19 protein-coding genes are annotated in these 19,385 nt (G+C 69.8%); 7 read left to right on the top strand and 12 right to left on the bottom strand.

Annotated elements, in window-relative coordinates:
* Nucleotides 1-10 precede the first annotated feature (10 nt).
* From urtB to urtE, 4 genes are all read left to right on the top strand, one after another.
* On the top strand, nucleotides 11-1,597 hold the full coding sequence (urtB, locus tag ACWH49_RS05010) for an urea ABC transporter permease subunit UrtB (RefSeq protein ID WP_448170460.1): 1,587 nt from the start codon (nucleotides 11-13) through the stop codon (nucleotides 1,595-1,597).
* Nucleotides 1,594-2,712, top strand: coding sequence for an urea ABC transporter permease subunit UrtC (gene urtC, locus ACWH49_RS05005; RefSeq protein WP_448170459.1), 1,119 nt, complete (start codon nucleotides 1,594-1,596; stop codon nucleotides 2,710-2,712). Before urtB ends, urtC begins: the two co-directional genes overlap by 4 nt.
* Nucleotides 2,709-3,599 carry an urea ABC transporter ATP-binding protein UrtD gene (urtD, locus tag ACWH49_RS05000; protein ID WP_448170458.1) on the top strand — a complete coding sequence of 297 codons (891 nt, stop codon included), beginning with the start codon at nucleotides 2,709-2,711 and terminating at the stop codon, nucleotides 3,597-3,599. Before urtC ends, urtD begins: the two co-directional genes overlap by 4 nt.
* 561 nt (nucleotides 3,600-4,160) lie before the next feature.
* Complete coding sequence (gene urtE, locus ACWH49_RS04995; RefSeq protein WP_448170457.1) at nucleotides 4,161-4,868, top strand: urea ABC transporter ATP-binding subunit UrtE; 708 nt, start codon at nucleotides 4,161-4,163, stop codon at nucleotides 4,866-4,868.
* A gap of 10 nt (nucleotides 4,869-4,878) precedes the next feature.
* Here urtE and ACWH49_RS04990 read toward each other — a convergent pair whose 3' ends face one another.
* Both ACWH49_RS04990 and ACWH49_RS04985 read right to left on the bottom strand, forming a co-directional pair.
* The gene (locus tag ACWH49_RS04990) at nucleotides 4,879-5,610 is read right to left on the bottom strand and encodes a general secretion pathway protein GspB (protein ID WP_448170456.1); all 732 of its coding nucleotides are present in this window, start codon (nucleotides 5,608-5,610) and stop codon (nucleotides 4,879-4,881) included.
* A 12-nt stretch (nucleotides 5,611-5,622) separates the two neighbouring features.
* Nucleotides 5,623-7,305, bottom strand: a complete 1,683-nt coding sequence (locus ACWH49_RS04985; RefSeq protein ID WP_448170455.1) for an ExeA family protein — start codon at nucleotides 7,303-7,305, stop codon at nucleotides 5,623-5,625.
* 80 nt (nucleotides 7,306-7,385) lie between these two features.
* Here ACWH49_RS04985 and ACWH49_RS04980 point away from each other — a divergent pair, with 80 nt between their 5' ends.
* Nucleotides 7,386-8,060 (top strand): glutathione S-transferase family protein, encoded by a 675-nt coding sequence (locus tag ACWH49_RS04980; RefSeq protein WP_448170454.1) that lies wholly within the window; start codon nucleotides 7,386-7,388, stop codon nucleotides 8,058-8,060.
* Between the two features lie 10 nt (nucleotides 8,061-8,070).
* Here the strand turns inward: ACWH49_RS04980 and ACWH49_RS04975 are convergent, their stop codons facing one another.
* The 6 genes from ACWH49_RS04975 to ACWH49_RS04950 all read right to left on the bottom strand — a co-directional run bounded on the left by ACWH49_RS04975 (nucleotide 8,071) and on the right by ACWH49_RS04950 (nucleotide 12,972).
* Nucleotides 8,071-8,406, bottom strand: a complete 336-nt coding sequence (locus tag ACWH49_RS04975; RefSeq protein ID WP_448170453.1) for a hypothetical protein — start codon at nucleotides 8,404-8,406, stop codon at nucleotides 8,071-8,073.
* An 87-nt stretch (nucleotides 8,407-8,493) separates the two neighbouring features.
* A complete protein-coding gene (locus tag ACWH49_RS04970; protein WP_448170452.1) occupies nucleotides 8,494-9,339 on the bottom strand; it encodes an urease accessory protein UreD in 846 nt (281 codons plus the stop codon).
* Nucleotides 9,339-9,809, bottom strand: a complete 471-nt coding sequence (locus tag ACWH49_RS04965) for a nucleoside deaminase (RefSeq protein WP_056464979.1) — start codon at nucleotides 9,807-9,809, stop codon at nucleotides 9,339-9,341. Before ACWH49_RS04965 ends, ACWH49_RS04970 begins: the two co-directional genes overlap by 1 nt.
* Nucleotides 9,810-9,897: 88 nt before the next feature.
* Nucleotides 9,898-10,662, bottom strand: coding sequence for an ABC transporter permease (locus tag ACWH49_RS04960; RefSeq protein WP_448170451.1), 765 nt, complete (start codon nucleotides 10,660-10,662; stop codon nucleotides 9,898-9,900).
* Between the two features lie 439 nt (nucleotides 10,663-11,101).
* Nucleotides 11,102-11,926: an ABC transporter ATP-binding protein gene (locus tag ACWH49_RS04955; protein ID WP_448170450.1), complete on the bottom strand. Its 825-nt coding sequence runs from the start codon at nucleotides 11,924-11,926 to the stop codon at nucleotides 11,102-11,104.
* Between the two features lie 8 nt (nucleotides 11,927-11,934).
* Nucleotides 11,935-12,972, bottom strand: coding sequence for an ABC transporter substrate-binding protein (locus ACWH49_RS04950; RefSeq protein ID WP_448174307.1), 1,038 nt, complete (start codon nucleotides 12,970-12,972; stop codon nucleotides 11,935-11,937).
* 208 nt (nucleotides 12,973-13,180) lie between these two features.
* Here ACWH49_RS04950 and ACWH49_RS04945 point away from each other — a divergent pair, with 208 nt between their 5' ends.
* Nucleotides 13,181-14,182, top strand: coding sequence for an SGNH/GDSL hydrolase family protein (locus ACWH49_RS04945; RefSeq protein ID WP_448170449.1), 1,002 nt, complete (start codon nucleotides 13,181-13,183; stop codon nucleotides 14,180-14,182).
* A 4-nt stretch (nucleotides 14,183-14,186) separates the two neighbouring features.
* Here the strand turns inward: ACWH49_RS04945 and ACWH49_RS04940 are convergent, their stop codons facing one another.
* The 4 genes from ACWH49_RS04940 to ACWH49_RS04925 are packed head-to-tail and all read right to left on the bottom strand — an operon-like array spanning nucleotide 14,187 to nucleotide 18,912.
* Nucleotides 14,187-15,413 carry a M20 family metallopeptidase gene (locus ACWH49_RS04940; RefSeq protein ID WP_448170448.1) on the bottom strand — a complete coding sequence of 409 codons (1,227 nt, stop codon included), beginning with the start codon at nucleotides 15,411-15,413 and terminating at the stop codon, nucleotides 14,187-14,189.
* A 5-nt stretch (nucleotides 15,414-15,418) separates the two neighbouring features.
* Nucleotides 15,419-17,200: a 2-oxo-4-hydroxy-4-carboxy-5-ureidoimidazoline decarboxylase gene (gene uraD / locus ACWH49_RS04935; protein WP_448170447.1), complete on the bottom strand. Its 1,782-nt coding sequence runs from the start codon at nucleotides 17,198-17,200 to the stop codon at nucleotides 15,419-15,421.
* 23 nt (nucleotides 17,201-17,223) lie between these two features.
* Entirely contained in the window at nucleotides 17,224-18,147 is a 924-nt protein-coding gene (puuE, locus tag ACWH49_RS04930; protein ID WP_448174306.1) for an allantoinase PuuE, read from the bottom strand.
* A gap of 15 nt (nucleotides 18,148-18,162) precedes the next feature.
* Nucleotides 18,163-18,912: a GntR family transcriptional regulator gene (locus tag ACWH49_RS04925; RefSeq protein WP_448170446.1), complete on the bottom strand. Its 750-nt coding sequence runs from the start codon at nucleotides 18,910-18,912 to the stop codon at nucleotides 18,163-18,165.
* A gap of 92 nt (nucleotides 18,913-19,004) precedes the next feature.
* Here ACWH49_RS04925 and uraH point away from each other — a divergent pair, with 92 nt between their 5' ends.
* The gene (gene uraH, locus ACWH49_RS04920) at nucleotides 19,005-19,358 is read left to right on the top strand and encodes a hydroxyisourate hydrolase (protein ID WP_448170445.1); all 354 of its coding nucleotides are present in this window, start codon (nucleotides 19,005-19,007) and stop codon (nucleotides 19,356-19,358) included.
* The last annotated feature ends 27 nt before the right edge of the window (nucleotides 19,359-19,385 follow it).

Here is a 19,385-nt window from a genome sequence, read left to right as displayed (position 1 = left end):
GGACCTCGTGATGACGCGTCGCCTGTTGCCGTGGTGGGGAGCCTTGCTGTGTGCCGTGCTGTGCGGCGGCCCGGCGCTGGCCCTCACGCCGCAGCAGGCGCGCGCGCTCGCGGTCGGCGAGACGGAGGACCGGATCGCGGCGTTGAACAAGGTGCTGGAGGGCGCGGACGAGAAGACCGTCGCGCTGATCCAGGCCCTGTCCGACGACGCGGTCAAGTTCACCGACACCGCCGTGTTCGTGGTCAAGGACGACAAGGGCCGTGACCCGGTCACCGGCGCCGAAGTGCCGGTGCCCGACACCGCCGAGGACGTCGTCAACAACAACCAGATGCGCGGCGAGCTCGATGCCGCGCTCGCGTCCATCAAGCTGTTCTCGGCCGACACCAAGGTGCGCGCCGAGGCGGTCAAGACGCTCGCCGGCGAGCCCGACGAGGCCAAGCTGCCGATCGTCGAGAAGGCCTACGCGGCCGAGCCGGTGCCCGCGATCAAGGCGGCGCTCGCCGCCGTGCGCTCGGCGATGCTGCTGGGCAGCGCGGACGCCGCCAAGCGCCTCGACGCCGCGAAGGCGCTCGGCGCCACCGGCACGCCCGCTACCAAGACGCTGCTGATCGAGCGCCAGAAGGTCGAGACCGACGCCGCCGTGAAGGGCGCGATCGTCGCGTCGCTGGACCAGATCGAAGGCCGCCTCGCGTGGGGCGAGCGGCTCGGCGTGATCTTCACCGGCATCAGCCTCGGCTCGATCCTGCTGCTGGTGGCGCTGGGCCTGGCGATCACCTACGGCCTGATGGGCGTGATCAACATGGCGCACGGCGAGCTGATGATGATCGGCGCCTACGCGACCTACGTGGTGCAGAACGTCTTCAAGACCTTCCTGCCCGGCGCGTTCGACTACTACGTGCTGCTGGCGATCCCGGCGTCGTTCCTCGCCGCGGCGCTGGTCGGCGCGGCGCTGGAGCGCAGCGTGATCCGCTGGCTGTACGGCCGCCCGCTCGAGACGCTGCTCGCGACTTGGGGCATCAGTCTCGTGCTGCAGCAGGGCGTGCGCTCGCTGTTCGGCGCGCAGAACGTGCCGGTCGAGAACCCGGCGTGGCTGTCGGGCGGGGTCGACGTGATGAGCAACCTGACGCTGCCGTTCAACCGCATCGCGATCATCGCGTTCGCGGTGCTGGTGCTGCTCGGCGTCTCCGCGATGATCGCGCGCACCCGCCTCGGCCTGTTCGTGCGCGGCGTGACCCAGAACCGCAAGATGGCGGCCTGCATGGGCGTGAACACCGCGCGCATCGACACCTACGCGTTTGCGCTCGGCTCGGGCATCGCCGGGCTGGCGGGCTGCGCGCTGTCGCAGGTCGGCAACGTGGGGCCGGACCTGGGGCAGGGCTACATCGTCGACTCGTTCATGGTCGTCGTGCTGGGCGGCGTCGGCCAGCTCGCCGGCACGGTCTACGCGGCCGTGGGCCTGGGCGTGCTGAACAAGCTGCTCGAAGGCTGGCAGGGCGCGGTGCTCGCGAAGATCATGGTGCTCGTCTTCATCGTGATCTTCATCCAGAAGCGGCCGCAGGGCATCTTCGCGATGAAGGGCCGGAGTGCCGAGGCATGAGCGCCGTGCTGTCCACTCCGATCCCCGTCGCCGGCCCGCCGCGCGGGCTGCTGACCGGCATGGCCTGGAGCGGCGTGCTGGCGGCGATCGTCGTCGTCGCGGTGCTGGTGCCGGTCTTGAACCTGGTGGTGCCGGCCGGCAATGCGTTCCACCTGTCCGAGTACGCGGTGCAGCTGATCGCCAAGATCATGTGCTACGCGATCTGCGCGCTGGCGATGGACCTGATCTGGGGCTACACCGGCATCCTGTCGCTCGGCCACGGCGTGTTCTTCGCGCTCGGCGGCTACGCGATGGGCATGTACCTGATGCGCCAGATCGGCCGCGACGGCCAGTACCGCATGGACATGCCGGACTTCATGGTCTTCCTGAACTGGAAGACGTTTCCGTGGACCTGGGCGCTCAGCGATTCGTTCATCGCGCAGATGCTGCTGGTGGTGCTGGTGCCGGGCGTGTTGGCCTTCGTGTTCGGGTACTTCGCGTTCCGCTCGCGGATCAAGGGCGTCTACTTCTCGATCATCACGCAGGCGATGACCTATGCGGCGATGCTGCTGTTCTTCCGCAACGAGACCGGCTTCGGCGGCAACAACGGCTTCACGGACTTCAAGCGCATCCTCGGCTTGCCGATCGCGACCCCGAGCATGCGGATGCTGCTGTTCGTGATCACCGGCATGACGCTGATCGTGTTCTTCCTGTTCGCAAGGGCGCTGGTGAACAGCAAGTTCGGCCGCGTGCTGCAGGCGATCCGCGACGCCGAGACCCGTGTGATGTTCACCGGCTACGACCCGCTGCGCTACAAGCTCGCGATCTGGGTGATCTCGGCGGTGATGTGCGGCATCGCCGGCGCGCTGTATGTGCCGCAGGTCGGCATCATCAATCCGGGCGAGATGTCGCCGGCGGCGTCGATCGAGATCGCGATCTGGGCGGCGGTGGGCGGGCGCGGCACGCTGATCGGGCCGATCGTCGGCGCGTTCTTCGTCAACGGCGCGAAGAGCTGGTTCACGCAGGCGTTCCCGGAGTTCTGGCTCTACTTCCTCGGGCTGCTGTTCATCCTCGTGACGATCTTCCTGCCGCAGGGGATCATCGGCCTGCTGCGCCGCAAGAAGGACAACGCATGACCCCCGAACTGATGGCCGCCGGTGCGCGCATCAAGGCGATCCACGAGGGCCGGCCGGTGCCCACCAGCACCGAGTCGGGCGGGCGCGAGACCAGCTACGGCCGCATCGCGACCGGCGAGCTCGATGTCACGCACGGGGCGATCCTTTACCTCGACGACATCACCGTGAGCTTCGACGGCTTCAAGGCGCTGAACGCGTTGAGCCTGTCGATCAGCGCCGGCGAGATGCGCTGCATCATCGGCCCGAACGGCGCCGGCAAGACGACGATGATGGACGTGATCACCGGCAAGACCCGGCCCGATCTGGGCAAGGCGTTCTTCGGCTCGACCATCGACCTGCTGCGCCTGCGCGAGAACGAGATCGCGTCGATCGGCATCGGCCGCAAGTTCCAGAAGCCGACCGTGTTCGAGTACCTGACGGTGTTCGAGAACCTCGAACTCGCGCTGAAGGCGGACCGCGGCGTGCGCGCGTCGATGTTCTTCCGCCTGAACGGCGAGCAGCTCGACCGCATCGGCGCGATTCTGACGCTGATCCACCTGAAGGACAGCGCGCAGCGCGTCGCCGGGTTGCTGTCGCACGGCCAGAAGCAGTGGCTCGAGATCGGCATGCTGCTGATGCAGGACCCGAAGCTGCTGCTGCTCGACGAGCCTGTCGCCGGGATGACGGACGAGGAGACGGAGCGGACGGCTGAGCTGTTTCTTTCTCTCGAAGGCAACCACTCGCTGGTCGTTGTCGAGCACGACATGAAGTTCATCGGCGAGCTGACGCAGAACGGTCGCAACGGGAAGAAGGTGACGGTGCTGCACGAGGGGAGCGTGCTGGCCGAGGGGTTGCTGTCGGAGGTTCAGGCGAACGAAAAGGTGGTCGAGGTGTACCTTGGGCGCTGAGCTGTCACGGTCGCGCGCGTCGCGGCAGGCGGCACCCGGCAGGGGCTCATTCGGTGGCGGTCGGCGCTGCGCGCCGACTGCGCTCCGGTGCTCGCTTCGGGGCCGTCCTCGCCAACTCACTGCGCTCACTTCGTTCGCTCCGTTCAGACAGGCGCTCGGAAGTCAGACAACAAGCGCGCTGCGCGCGCCGGCCCCGCAGCTGCGCTCCTCACCGCCACCCAAATCGCCCCTGCCGGGTGCCGCCTGCCGCGACTCCCACCACCTGAGCACTTCGCCTGAAACGCCCCGACGGTTGCAGCAAAGGCGCGCCCGGGTGGGCTGCGCAACGCCTGGGAGGCGTCGAGCAGCGCAGGGCGTGTGGCCGCGCGCGCAGCGCGCTTGTTGTCTGACTTCCGAGCGCCTGTCTGAACGAAGCGAACGCAGTTCGCGAAGTGAGTTGGCGAGGAGGCCACGCGCCCGAGCAGCGCAGAGCAGTCGCAGCGAAGCTGCGACCGCCTCCGTGGCGCTGCGCAGCCCACCCGGGCGCGCCTTTGCCGCTCCAACAGAACCGGGACAAGCAGCGTGCTGAAAGTCGAAGGCATCAACCAGTACTACGGCGGCTCGCACATCCTGCGCAACCTGAGCATGGAAGCGAAGGTCGGCGAGGTCACGGTGATCCTCGGCCGCAACGGCGTCGGCAAGACGACGCTGCTGAAAAGCATGATGGGCGTCGTGCCCGTGAAGACCGGAGCGATCAGCCTCGACGGCGCGCCGATCACCAAGGACACGCCCTACGAGCGCGTGCGCAAGGGCATCGGCTACGTGCCGCAGGGTCGCGAGATCTTCGGCCGGCTCACCGTGCAGGAGAACCTTCGCATGGGGCTGGCCTACAAGAGCGGCTCGACGCCGATCCCGGCCGAGCTGTTCGAGCTGTTCCCGGTGCTCAAGCAGATGATCAACCGGCGCGGCGGCGACCTGTCCGGCGGCCAGCAGCAACAACTGGCGATCGCTCGGGCGCTGGCCGCGGGGCCGAAGCTGTTGATCCTCGACGAGCCGACCGAGGGCATCCAGCCGTCGATCATCAAGGACATCGGCCGCGTGATCCGCATGCTCGCCGACCGCGGCATGAGCGGAGGGCAGAAGATGGCGATCGTGCTGGTCGAGCAGTTCTACGACTTCGCCGCCGAACTCGCCGACCAGTACATCGTGATGGAGCGCGGCGAGATCATCCAGCGCGGCCGCGGCGCCGACATGGAAGCCGAGGGCGTGCGCGCGCTGATGTCGATCTGAGCGCAGCGGCTCAGAACGCGATCTCGTAGCGGTAGCCGCGGAACGCGAGCACCGCGGCCTTGACCTTGATCTGGCTCAGCACCAGCTCCGGCCCGATGCGGTCGCCCTCGTGCAGCACCTGGCCGTTCACGATCAGGATGCGGTTGCCGGGCGTCGATGAGTACATCGAGCCGCCCACCGTGATCACCGGCAGCTGGCGGCGGATGTCGTCCGGCAGCTCGTTGACCGCATAGACGCGGTTGGCCGACGCCGCTGTCGCGGCGGCAGGTGCGGCCTGGGCTGCGCCCGTCTCCGCCGCTGCAGGGGTGGCCGGTGACGGCCTGGCCACCGCCGGCTTCGGTGCGCGCGCCACCGGCGCCGGGGCTGGCGCGGGTTTGGCCAGTGCCGGTGCGGGGCGTGCGGGTGCCGTCTGGGTGACTGCCGCCGGCGCAGGCACGGCGGCCATGGTCGTCGCGGATGAGGGCGCCGTGGGCGCAACCGCGCTCGGCGTCGGGGCCACGGCCGGACCCACCGGCGCCTGCGCTACCACCTCGCGCGGCGCGCCACGCAGCAGCGACCACGCCAGCGCGGCGAGCAGAACCAAGATCACGACGCCCGCGCCGATCCAGCCCCACGGCGTCGCGGCGGCACGCGCCGGTGCCGGCGCCGGACTGCCGAACGCCGGCTGCGCATGGATGCCCGGCACATGGCCGCGTTCGCGCTCGGCATCGGCCTTGCGCAGCGCATCGAGGATGTAGGACATGGCGAGTGATCCTCAGGGCGTCGGGGCGGCGCCGCGCAGGCGCGGTTCGTCGACGCCGGTCGCGCGGTTGAGCTGCATGAAGGTGGTCGGACCGGCGATGCCGTCGGCCTTGAGGCCCTGGGCGAGCTGGAAGGCGGAGACCTGCGACTTCCACTCCGAATCGCTGGCCGCGACCGGCAGGCCGTTGAGCGCCGCGAGCTGACGCGCGACGCCGGCGGCCGGCGCACCGGAACCGGCGTCGATCACCTTGCCGGTCATGCCGACCGGCACGCGCCAGAAGGTCGCGAAATCGCCGCGCCACAGGCTGGCTAGCGAAACCAGCTTGATCGTCTGGGCGGTCTCGCCGATGCGCAGCGTCGCGGTGTCGTTGCCCAGGCCGGTCAGCAGCGCATACACGGGGCGGTCGGCCTCGTCGCGCAGCGTCACGATGCCGGGGCGATCGAGCTGGCGGATCAGCGCGAGCGTGCTGTTCGCGCTGCGGAAGCACTGCAGCTGGCTGCGCTGCGCCACCGTGCACGGCTCGCCGTCCTCGAGCGTGACTTTCCAGGCGGGCGCCAGCTGCCGCCAGGCGTCGCGCTCGTCGCGCGTCAGGGTCTTGAATCGTTGCGGCAATTCCGCGGCGGTCAGGAACCCCTGGGCCGCGCCGTCAGCCGGCGCCGCGCTGGCGGCCGCGGAGGCGCCGGCCGCCGCGAGACGCGCCGCGGCAGAGGCGGCCGATGCGGACGGCGCGGCCGTGACGGCAGTCGACTCGCCGCGCGGCCAGCCGAAGGACACGACCAGCGCGATCACCGCCGCGCCGGCGCCGACCAGCGCGGCCGTGTTCCAGAACTGGCGCCGGTTCGCGGGCAGGTGGGCGCGCAGGCCGGCGCCGTCCCTGTCGAACACCTCGGCGGCGGCCTTGTCGACGATCGCGCGGTCGACCTGGCCCTTGCCGCTGGCGTACGCGCCCAACAGCGCGCGGTCGCACAGCAGGTTGATGCGCCGCGGCACGCCGCGCGAGAGTTCGTGGATGCGCTGCATCGACTTGGCGTCGAACGGCATCGCCACCGTCATGCCGGCGACCGACAGGCGGTGGCGGATGTAGCGCTCGGTCTCGTCCTCGGTCAGTGCGCCGAGGTGGTAGCGCGCGATCACGCGCTGCGCGAGCTGCTCGAGCTCCGGCTTGGCCAGCAGGTCGCGCAGTTCGGGCTGGCCGATCAGGATGATCTGCAGCAGCTTGCGCTCGTTGGTCTCGAGGTTGGTCAGCAGGCGCAGCTGCTCCAGCACCTCGGCCGAGAGCATCTGCGCCTCGTCGATGATCAGCACGTTGTTCTGCCCGACCGCATGGGTCTTGAGCAGGAACTCGTTGAGCGGATCGAGGTAGTCCTTGACGGTAGGTTCGCCGCCGTGCGCCGGCGCCGGCTTCGGGATGCCGAACTCCTCGCACACCGACTGCAGCAGCTCGGGCACCGTGAGCTTCGGGTTGAAGATGTAGGCGACGTTGGTGCGCCGCGGGATCTGTTCGAGGAAGCAGCGGCACACCGTGGTCTTGCCCGCGCCGATTTCGCCGCTCAGCAGGACGAAGCCGCCGCCGCCGTTCACGCCGTACAGCAGGTGCGCCAGCGCCTCGCGATGGCGCTCGCTCATGAACAGGTAGCGCGGGTCCGGCGCGATCGAGAACGGCTCGTGCTTCAGACCGAAAAAGGGCGCATACATGGGGGCCGAGAATACCGCGGGCACGGCGCCAGCGGCCCGGTCACAATCCCGACCAGTTGAAAACCGGAGTGCCTCGCCCCATGCTGACCGTCCACCACCTGAACAACTCGCGCTCGCAGCGCGTGCTGTGGCTGCTCGAGGAGCTCGGCGTGCCGTACGAGATCCAGAAGTACGAACGCGACGCGAAGACGATGCTCGCGCCACCGGCGCTGTTGAAGGTGCACCCGCTCGGCAAGTCGCCGGTGATCACCGACGGCGACGTGACCGTGGCCGAGACCGGCGCGATCGTCGAGTACCTGCTGGAGCGCTACGGCCAGGGCCGCCTGGTGCCCGCCGCCGACACGCCCGAGAAGCGGCGCTGGACCTACTGGCTGCATTTCGCCGAAGGGTCGGCGATGCCGCCGCTGCTGCTGAAGCTGATCTTCGAGCGCATCAAGGTCACGCCCATGCCGTTCTTCGTGAAGCCGATCGCGCGCGGCATCTCGGACAAGGTGCTGGCCGCGATGGTCGAGCCGAACCTGAAGCGCCAGCTCGATTTCATGGAGGCGGAACTCGGGCGCAGCGAGTGGTTCGCCGGCCCCGAGTTCAGCGCCGCCGACATGATGATGAGCTTCCCGGTCGAGGCGGCGGCGCAGCGCGCCGGGCTTGATTCAAGACGGCCGAAGCTGATGGCCTTCCTGAAGCGCATCCACGCGCGCCCCGCCTACAAGCAGGCGCTGGAGCGCGGCGGCCCCTACAGCTTCGCGAACGACTGAGGTCGGGGCGTCAGAGCGCGCCCATCCGGTCGCGCAGCACGCTGGCGCCGTCGCGCTGCACGGGTTCGGCGGCCGGGCGATGACGGATGTCGGCCTCGCGCTCGCGCATGATCTCGGCGATCGTGCGCTTCTTCGGCGCGTCGGCGTCGGCCTCGTCGGCCGCGGCCACCAGCGCGCTCGCCGGGGGCCGGCTCGTCGGAGCGACGGCCTTCACCACCGGGCATGGCGTGGAGCGGATCACCAGGCGCCCGTCGATGCGGCACGGCTGGGCGGCGTGTGCCGCCGCAGCGCTCCACAGCAGCAGCGCGAGCGCGCCGGGGACGACGTAAGAGGTGGGCTTGTCCATGCCTGGAAGTCTAGGGAGCGGCCGCGCGCGGCGGGGCGCGCCGTCCGGTAACAGAGTGCGCCGTTCGCGCACGAAATCACGACGCGTTCAGGTGCGCCAGACCCGCGGCGTCGTCGCCGGCAACTGCCAGGCCAGCTCGCGCCAGGCCGCGCGGATGCGGGTCAGCACCGTCATCGCCGGCTCGACCCGCGGCGCGAGCACGCGCAGCACGACGATGCCGTCGTGCACGGCGGTCGCGCCCGCACGTGCCGCGAGCGGATCGGCCGACGCGGCGGCGCGCGCGGCCTCGAGCAGCGCGTCGCGGCGCGGCGCGGCGAGCGCGCCGCCGGCGGCGAACCAGACCGTGCCGAGCACGCGTTGCCCGGCCCAGCCGAGCGGCGAGTCGAGCAGCAGCGAATCCGCCGCGTCGATCACGCCGCGTTCCAGCCAGCGCCCGGGCAGCGCGAGCGACTGCGTGAAGCGGCCGCGCACGAACGGCTGGTCGGCGTTGGGCAGGCCGAGCGCGAGCAGGTCCCAGCCGATCATCTCGGCACCCGGCGCGAGATCGAAGCGCATCAGGTTCTCGGCGATGCAGCCGCTGTAGGCGATGGTCTCGAGCGGCAGCCACTCGAGGCGGGCGCCGGCTGCCACGGTGGCGTGCAAGGTCTGGGTCGACGGAGCGCCGGTGCTGCGGTAGAAGCGGGTCGCACCGGGTGTCGTGATCAGCGCGTGCGCGTCGTCGCCCAGGGTCACGGTGATGGTCAGTGCATCGCCTCCCACCAGCCCGCCGGGCGGGTGGACGAGCACGTTGTGGCAGATCGAATCGCCTTCCGGATACAGGCTCGCGAGCACGCGCAGCGGGCCGTCGTGGCGGTCGTGGAGCACGGTGCGCGGCGCGCCCCGCAGTTCGTCGCGCCGATAGGCCAGCGTCAGCGCGCCTTGCCAGTGCGGCATCAGGCAGCCGCGTCGCGCTGCCAGAACGTGACGTGCAGCGCGGCGATCTCGGCCTCGACTTCGGGCACCGGGCCCCAGACGCGGATGTCCTTCTGGCCGGCGGCGAACACGGCGCGGCAGGGCAGGTCGAGCGTGGCGTTCTCGGGGTGGTTGCCGGTGAAGTCGAGCAGGCGGCGCTCGTCCATGCCGTAGACCAGCCGTCCGATGTGCGCCCAATACTGCGTGCCGGCGCACATGCAACACGGCTCGACGGTCGTGTAGAGCGTGCAGCCCCACAGCTCCTCGGTCGTGAAGGCCTTCGAGGCCATGCGTGCGAGCACCGCCTCGGCGTGGTTGACGGAGTCGACGTTGCCCTGTTCGCTGAGCACCGTCTCGTGGTCGGGGCCGACCAGCACGGCGCCGAACGGGTGGTGGCCGTTCTCCAGCGCGCGGCGGGCGATCGCGTTCGCGGTGCGCAGGTGACGTTGCATCTGCTGCGGCGTGGGGTCGATGCCCGGGGGAGCCGGTCGGGTGGGGTTCACGGGTGGGGGCGGGGGCTGGCGAAACCTCAAGTCTGCATCAGGAATGCGCGCCCCGGTGCGCCCAGGCGGTGGTGCGCTTCTCGATCACCGCGAACAGCTCGTACATCGCCATCGCCATCGCGCCGACGACGACCAGGCCGGCGAACGCGAGCCCCATCTGCATCGACGAGCCGGCCGAGATCAGCAGGTAGCCGATGCCCTCGTTCGCTGCCGTCATCTCCGACACGGTGGTGCCGACGAACGCGAGCGTGATCGCGACCTTCAGCGACGCGAAGAAGTACGGCATCGAGCGCGGCAGGCCGACCTTGACCAGCACGTCCCAGCGCCGCGCGCCGAGCACGCGCAGCACGTCTTCGAGCTCGGGTTCGAGCGTCGCCAGGCCGGTCGCGATGTTGACCGTGATCGGGAAGAACGAGATCAGGAACGCGGTCAGCACCGCCGGGCCGACACCGATGCCGAACCACACCACCAGGATCGGCACGAACGCCGCCTTGGGCAGCGCGTTGAAGCCGGTCATCAGGGGGTACATCGCCGCATAGGCCATGCGCGAGCTGCCGATCACGAAGCCCAGCAGCACGCCGACGACGATCGAGATCCCGAACCCGACCATCGTGACCCAGAACGTGCGCCACGCGTGGGCCGCGATCAGCGGGCCCTGCTCGATGATCTTCGCGATGATGGCGCTGGGGGCCGGGAAGATGAATTCGGAGATCGCGAAGCCGCGGCAGATCGCCTCCCACAGGATCAGCACGATGACGAGCAGCACCCAGGGGGCGATGCGTTCTTGTTGTTGTCTCGTCATGTGGTCTGCCTTCTCGACTTTGTGGCGGCAAAGGCGCGCGCGGGTGGGCTGCTCCGCGCCACGGAGGCGGTCGCCGCTGCGCGGCGACTGCTCTGCGCTGCTCGACGCCTCCCAGGCGCTCCACAGCCCACCCGCTCGGGCCTTTGCGGCAACCGAGGTGGCGTCTCGTTGGAAAGGCCTCGGTGGTGGCCCTCGCGGCAGGCGGTACCCGGGAGGGGCGATTTGTGGGGCGGTGAGGAGCGGAGCTTCGAGGTCGGCGCGCGCAGCGCGCTTCGTTGTCTGACTCGCCGCGGTTGTTTGGGCGCAGTGAGCGAAGCGAACGGAGGGAGTTCTGCGGCGCGACCTCGAAGTGAGCACCGCAGCGGAGTCGTCGCGAAGCGGCGACCGCCCCACCATGAGCCCCTGACGGGTGCCGCCTGCCGCGACGCGCCGAGCTCGATCACGACGCCAACTCCGGCGTCACCCCAGTCAACGGCTTGCGAATCGCCCCGATGTGCTCGCGCAGCTCGAGCACGATGTCGGTGAACTCCTTCGTGTAGGTCAGTTCGAGCTCACGAGGCCGCGGCAGTTCGATCGCACGCTTCGCGACGATGCGCCCCGGCGACCGGCTCATCACATAGACGGTGTCGGCCAGGAACACCGCTTCCCGCAGGTCGTGCGTCACCAGGATCACGTTGAACTGCTGCACCGCCTGCAGGTCGCGAAGGATGCACCACAGCTCCTCGCGGGTGAAGGCGTCGAGCGCTCCGAACGGCTCGTCGAGCAGCAGCATCTTCGGCTCGTGGATCAGCGCGCGGCAGATCGACGCGCGCTGCTGCATGCCGCCCGAGAGCTCCCATGGGAACTTGTCTTCGTAGCCGCCGAGGCCGACGCTCTGCAGCAGCTTGCGGCCCTTCTCCTCGTACTCGGCGCGCTTTTCGCGGAACGACGAGCGGTAGGGCTCGACGATCTCCAGCGGCAGCAGCACGTTGCCCAGCGTCGTGCGCCACGGCAGCAGCGACGACGACTGGAACGCCATGCCGGTGATCTTCAGCGGGCCGCTGACCTCGCGGCCGTCGATCAGGATCTGGCCCTTGGACGGCATCTTCAGCCCGGTCGCGAGCTTCATGAAGGTCGACTTGCCGCAGCCCGACGGCCCGACGATCGCGATGAACTCGCCGCGCTCCACGCTCAGCGAGATGTCCTCGACCGCGAACTGTCGCTTCGCGAGCAGCTCCTCGTTGTAGGCCAGCCAGACTCCGGAGAAATCGACGAACGCCGCCATCGCCGCGCTTACTTCTTCGCGACCTTGAAGATGTCCCGGTCCGCGGCAGGCGGCAGGAACGAACCGTTCCAGATCGTCGCGCTGTCGACCCGTGCCTTGGTCGCGAACGCGTCGGACACTTGGCTGCCCATCAGGCTCAGCCGCGGTGCCGAGATGTTGCCGAAGCCCTCGGCCTTGGCGTTCGGCGTCAGCACGGTCGCATCGAGCGCGAGCTTGAGGCGGCGCTCCTCGAGCGCGGCGTCGACCAGGCCGTCGCGCGCCTTCACGGTGGCGACCGCCGCTTTCGGGTCGGCGATCACGTCTTTCATGCCCTTGGTGAATGCGCGCAGGAAGGCGCGCACGGCCTCCGGGTTCTTCTTGAGAAAGGCGTCGGAAACGATGATCGCGTTGCCGTAGAGCTTCACGCCGTAGCTCGGGTAGGGCAGCACCACGATGTCGTCGGTCTTGACGCCGCGCGCCTCGAGGTTGAGCAGCGAGGTGAACGAGAAGCCCGTGATCGCGTCGATGTCGCCGCGCACCAGCATCGTCTCGCGCAGGCTCGGGTCCATCGCCGTCCAGGTCACGTCGGTCACGCTGTTGGCCTTGGCGAAGATCGGCCAGGCCTTGCGGCCGGCGTCGAACACCGGCGCGCCTAGCTTCCTGCCCTTCAGGTCGGCCGGGGTCTTGATGCCGGACTTCTTCAGCGCCAGCACCGCGGCCGGCGTGTCGTTGTAGACCATCATCACCGCGACCGGCTTCGGCGCGGTCGGGTTGTTGGCCTGGAACTCCATCAGCGCAGCCAGGTCGGCGAAGCCCATGTCGTAGGCGCCGGAGGCGACGCGCGTCACCGTGCCGCCCGAGCCGTTGCCGGCGTCGACCGTCACGGCCAGCTTCTCGGCCTTGAAGTAGCCCTTGGCCTCCGGCACCAGGAACAGCGCGGCCGGGCCCTCGAAACGCCAGTCGAGCTGGAACTTGACGGGCACGTCCTGCGCGCGGGCGGGCAGGGCGGCGAGCGTGAGCGCGAACGCGAGGGCGGCGAAAACGGCGCGGCGGGGTGAGGTGGTGATGAGGTTCAAGCGGGCTCCAGCGGGTGAATCGGGCAACGGCAGGGGACCATGCAAATTCTGTGCGCACCCGGAAGGTGCGCGTCCCGAGACGAACCCGCAGCCCGCGCCACCCCCCGGCTTCGGGGGGAGCGGCGGGCCGGCCCCGATGGCGGCGCCGGGAGCGCGTGCTAATTTGGGCCGACAACCACAACCCCTCGTCAGGAGACCCATGAACCGCTCTTCCTTCCGCAGGCTGGTCACCGCCGGCGCCCTCGCCCTGGCGACGCTGGCGAGCCTGCCGGCACACGCCGGCCCCTTCGGTGCGCTCTACGTGTTCGGCGACAGCCTGTCCGACGACGGCAACAACGCCCTCGCGATCGGCACCAACGCCGCGCAGGCGATCCCGAACAACGGCTATGTGCCGGCGCAGCCCTATGCCTCGGGTACCTACAGCAACGGCGCGGTCTGGGCCAACTACTACGCCAACCTGCTGGGCGTGCCGCTGACGGCGTCGCTGGCGGGCGGCGGTGACTACGCCTTCGGCGGCGCGACGACCGGCCCGGACCCGAGCGGCTTCCCGTACAGCCTGCGCACCCAGACTTCGCAGTACCTGGCGACCAGCGGCGGCACCGCGCAGGCCGACGCGCTGTACGTCGTCGCCGGCGGCGGCAACAACGCGCGCGCGGCGCTGACCGCGATCGGCGGCGGCGCGGACGCGGCGACGACCATCGCCGCGGCGGCGGCCGGCTTCGCGAACGACATCGGCCTCATCGTCGACCAGCTGCAGGCGGCCGGCGCGCAGCACATCGTCGTCTGGAACGCCCCGAACCTCGGCCTGGCGCCGGCGGTGGTGGCCGGCGGCGGCGCCTCGCTCGGGTCGTTCCTCGCAGGCGCGATGAACGGTGCGCTCGCGGCGCGGCTGAATGGCGAAGTCGGCGTGAGCACTTTCGACCTGTTCGGACTGGGTGGCCAACTGGCGGCGAACCCGGGGGCGTTCGGCCTGGCGAACGTCACCGATGCCTGCGGCGCGGTCGCCGGCGCCGACTGCAGCACGTACGCCTACTGGGACGGCATCCACCCGACGACCGCCGCCCACCTGGCGATCGCCAATGCGATGTTCGCCGCCACCGTGCCGGTGCCGGAGCCCGAGACGTATGCGCTGATGGCCATCGGCCTGGTGGCGGTCGGCTGGGGCGCGCGCCGCCGCGCGAAGGTGTCGACGGTCGCCTGAGCCGTCAGCGGCTCGAAAGCAGATCGAACAGCGTGCGCGCGACCACCTTGGTCGCGCGCCGCAGGTCCTCGAGCACCAGATGCTCGTCGGCGCGCTTCGCGTTCGACTCGAACACGGTGCGCGGCCCGGCGCCGTAGATCGCCGCCGGGATCCCCTGCTCGCAGTACAGCCGCACGTCGGTGTAGAGCGGCGTGCCCGAGGTCGGGATCGGCTCGCCGAACACCGCCTCGCCGTGCTTCTGCAAGGCCGCGACCAGCGGCTCGTTGCCGGGCAGCGGGCGCATCGAATTCGCGAGCAGCAGGCGCTTGATCTCGACGCTGATGCCCGGCTGCGCCGCGGCGGCGTCGGCGATCACCTGGCGGATCGTCGCCTCGACCTCGGCCGGATTCTCCTCGGGGATCATCCGCCGATCGAGCCTGAGCACGACCTTGCCCGGCACGACGTTGGTGTTGGTGCCGCCCTCGATCCGGCCGACGTTCAGGTACGGGTGGGTGATGCCCTCCACCTTCGACGTGACCTGCCGGTAGAGCGTGTTCTGGTGGTACAGCGCGTTCAGGATCGCGACCGCGCCCTGCAGCGCGTCGACGCCGGTGTGGGGGATCGCGGCATGCGCCATCCTGCCGTGCACCGTCACCTCCATCTGCAGGCAGCCGTTGTGCGCCGTGACCACCTGGTAGGCGAAGCCCGCCGCGAGCAGCAGGTCGGGCTTCGTCAGCTTGTTGCGCAGCAGCCAGCCGGGGCCGAGCTCGCCGCCGAATTCCTCGTCGTAGGTGAAATGCAGCTCGACCGCGCCCTTGAGCGGCGCATGCAGCGATTCGAGCGCGCGCACCGCGAAGGTGTAGGTCGCGAAATCGCTCTTGCTGACGGCCGAGGCGCGGCCGTAGAGCTTGCCGTCGACGATCTCGCCGCTGTAGGGGCCGTGGGTCCAGCCTTCGCCGGGCGGCACGACATCGCCGTGCGCGTTCAGCGCCACGGTGCGGCCGCCGCCCGCGTAGGGGCGGCGCACGATCAGGTTGGTCAGCGAGGTCAGGCCGTACGCTTGCACATCCGCCGCGGGCACGGGGTAGGCCTCGGCCTGGAAACCGAAGCCCTTCAGCAGTTCCGCGGTGCGCTCGGCATGCGGTGCATTGTTGCCGGGCGGCGTGTCGGTCGGCACCTGCACCAGGGCCTGCAGGAATTTCACCTCGTCGTCGAAATGCGCGTCGATCCACGCGTCGAGTTGTTCGTACATGTCGTTCATCCTTCGGTCAGCTGCTGCATCAGGTGCGCGAACGCCTCGACCGCCAGCTGCATGTCGTCGTTGGTGCTCGATTCGAGCGGGTTGTGGCTGATGCCGGCGTTCTGGCCGCGCACGAACAGCATCGCCTGCGGCATCGCCTCGTGCAGCTTCATCGCGTCGTGGCCGGCGCCGCTGGGCATGAGGAAGACCGGGAGCCCGGCGGCCTCGACCGCGCGTTCCCAGCGCCGCTGCCAGGACGGGTCGCTGGGGGCGGCGGCGGCCCGCATCGTCTCCTCGATCGAATACGAGAGGCCACGCCGGTCGCAGATCGCCCGCAGCGCGGCCAGCGTGTCGTCGGCGCAGGCGTCCCGCACCTCGTTGGTGGTGGCGCGGATGTCGAGCGTGAACTGGCAGCGTCCGGGCACGACGTTGGTCGAGCCGTTCGGCACGGTCAGGATGCCCATCGTGCCGACCAGGTTCGGTTGCTCGGCCGCGCGCCGTTCCAGGAACAGCGCGAGCTCGGCGACCGCGGTGGCGGCGTCGCGGCGGGAGTCCATCGGCGTGGTGCCGGCGTGGCTCGCCATCCCGATCACCTCGCCGAGGTAACGCACGCTGCCGTTGATCGAGGTGACGACGCCCAGCGGCAGGTCGAGCGCATTCAGCACCGGGCCCTGCTCGATGTGGACTTCGACGAAGCCCTGGTAGCGCGCCGGGTCGCGCTGCAGCGCGCGGATCGCGGGCAGGGTGGCGGGCAGGCCGGCGTGGCGCATCGCGTCGCGCATCGAGATGCCGTCGGCGTCGAGCTGGTCGAGCCAGGCCGGGTTGAAGTGGCCGGTGAGCGCGCCGGAGCCGAGGAAGGTCGCCTTGTAGCGTTGGCCTTCCTCCTCCGCGAAACCGACGACCTCGAGCCCGTACGGCAGGCGCTTGCCGGCCCGGTGCAGTTCGCGCACGCAGATCATCGGCACGAAGATGCCGAGGCGCCCGTCGTACTTGCCGCCGTTGCGCACGGTGTCGTAGTGCGAGCCGGTCAGCAGGCGCGGGCGTTTGCGGTCGGTGCCGTGGTAGACACCGACGACGTTGCCGACCGCGTCGATCGTCACCTCGTCGAAGCCGCACTCGCGCATCCACGCCTGCAGTTGCGCGGCGCAGGAGCGGTGCGCGTCGGTCAGGTAGGTGACGGTGAGCTCGCCGCGCTCGGCGTAGCCGGGGTCGGTGTGACGGGCGAGGATCTCGGCGCAGTCCCAGGCCTGGTTGCCCAGCGTCGGCTCGACGCCGAACTTGTCGTTCAGCCGGATCTCGGCGATGCGGTGGATGTTGCGGATGCACTCCTCGCGTTCGTAATCCGGGTGGTGGCCGAGCCGGCGCTCGAAGGTCTCGATGATCCGGGCGCGCGTCAGCCCGGTGCCGCGCGGCCCGCGCACCGCCACCGTGAACGGGAAGCCGAAGCGGGCGTTGTAGGCGGCGTTGAGGTGCTGGATGCGCGCGAATTCGTCCGGCGAGCAGTCGGTCAGGCCGGCGCGGCTCTGCTCGCCGGTGGACTCGGCCGTCAGCGTCTTGGCGACCATCGCCTTGCCGGCCAGCTCCGGGTGGGCGCGGATCAGCGCGACCTGCTCGTCGACGCCGGCCTCGCGCAGCACCGTGACGAGCGCGTACTTCAGCTGCGCCAGCGTCGCGAACGGGCGCTTCGCGGCGGCCTGCTCGGCGATCCACGGCGAGTGTTCGTAGACGCCGTCGAGGGCCGCGGTGAACTCGGCCGGCGTGGCACGGTTCAGTTGATCGAGCGTGAGCGGGGAAGCCATCGGTGTCTCCGGTAGGTCGGGTGTCACGGCGCCGGATGGGTCGCGGCCCAGTGGCGGGCGATGTCGATGCGGCGGCAGATCCAGACCCGGTCGTGCTGCTGCACGTGATCGAGGAAGCGCTGCAGCGCCTTGAAGCGCCCCGGCCGGCCGAGGATGCGGCAGTGCATGCCGATGCTCAGCATCTTCGGCGTTTCGTCGCCTTCCTCGTACAGCACGTCGAACGCGTCGCGCAGGTACTGGAAGAAGTGGTCGCCGGTGTTGAAGCCCTGCATCGACGCGAAGCGCATGTCGTTGGTGTCGAGCGTGTACGGCACGACGAGGCGCGGGATCGTGCTGCCGTCGCTCTTCTCGACCGGCATCCAGAACGGCAGGTCGTCGCCGTAGTAGTCGCTGTCGTACTCGTAGCCGCCGTGGTCGGCCACCAGCCGCTTGGTGTTCGGGCTGTCGCGGCCGGTGTACCAGCCGAGCGGCCACTGGCCGTTCGTCAGGTCGCGGATGATCTGCGTGCCCAGCTCGATGTGGCGGCGCTCGCGGGCCTCGCTCATGTGCTGGTAGTGAATCCAGCGGTACGAGTGGCAGGCGATTTCGTGGTCGAGGTCGAGGAAGGCCTGGGTCAGCTCCGGGTTGCGCTGCAGCGCCATCGAGACGCCGAACACCGTGAGCGGCAGCCCGCGCTTCTCGAACTCCTTCAGGATGCGCCAGGCGCCGACCCGGGAGCCGTACTCGTACATCGACTCCATCGACAGGTGCCGCATCTCGAACGCCTGCGCGCCGATGATCTCGGAGAGAAACGTCTCCGACGACGGATCGCCGTGCAGCACGCAGTTCTCGCCGCCTTCCTCGTAGTTCAGCACGAACTGGACGGCGATCTTTGCGTCGCCGGGCCAGCGCGCGGCCGGCGGGTTGCGGCCGTAGCCGATCAGATCGCGCGGGTAGTCTTTGGTCATCATCGAGGGGTTCCTCTAGCGCCCGGCGGGCAGCAGCACGGCGCCCAGATCGGGCGTGCGCGGATCGAGCCGCAGGTTGCGCTCGACGTTGTGCAAATGGGCTTCCATCAGGCGCACCGCGGCGCGCGCATCGCGACGCGCCAGCGCGTCGACGATCGCGACATGCTCGCTGGCCGAATGCTCGGCCGAGTGCGCCGACTGGTACATCAACGCGATCAGCGCGCAGCGCGAGACCAGGTCGCTGAGCATGCCGGCCAGCACCTCGTTGCCGAGCATGCGTGCGATCACGACATGGAAGTCGGCGAGCAGGCGCGTGCGGCCGGACACGTCGGTCCGCTGAACCGCTTCGGACTCGGCCTTCAGGTGCGCGCGCAGCTCGGCGATCTGCGCATCGCTCAGTTCGGTGGCGGCACGCCGGATCATCGCGGCCTCGAGCATGTTGCGCGCCTCGAAGACCTGCTTGGCCTCCTCGATGCCCGGCTCGGCGACGCGCGCACCGCGCGCCGGCTCGAGCGTGATCAGATGGTCGCGGCTGAGCTGCATCAACGCCTGGCGCACCAGCGTGCGCGAGACCTTGAACACGTCGGCGATCTTCTGCTCGGCCAGCTTGGTGCCGGGCATCAGGCGGCGCTCGACGATCGCGGTGGTGATCGAGTCGGCGATGCGCTGGGTCAGGTTGTCGGCCGCGAGCGCCGGATCGGCCGTGCGCGCGGCGGGTGACCGCGCGCTGCGGATGACTTTCAGCTTGGGTGCGGGGGAGGCCATGCGCGTTCGGACAAGACTTGCTTTGTGGGGCAAAGTGTATACACTTTTGCGGGCGCGGCAAGCGCTTTCTTGACCCTACACCGAGGATCGCCATGGGCAAGCTCACCACCCACGTGCTCGACACCGCCAACGGCTGCCCCGCCGCCGGCATGGCCGTTGCGCTCTACCGCATCGAGGCCGGCGGCCCGGTGCTGCTGCAGCAGATCGTGCTCAACCATGACGGCCGGGCCGACAGCCCGCTGCTGGAGGGCGCGGCCTTCGTGCCCGGACGCTACCGGCTGGTCTTCGGAGTCGCGGCCTACTTTCGCGCGCGCGGCGCCACCTTGAGCGAGCCGCCGTTCCTGGACGAGGTGCCGCTCGATTTCGGGCTCGCGACGGTCGGCGCCCACTACCATGTGCCGCTGCTCGCCAGCCCGTTCGCGTACTCCACGTACCGGGGCAGCTGAGTGCGGAATCAGGGTAAGTCGGTATGC

It is taken from the genome of Rhizobacter fulvus (assembly GCF_964020785.1).
Note: the sequence above shows the minus strand (reverse complement) of the source record. Positions and strands in the feature narration are given on the sequence as shown.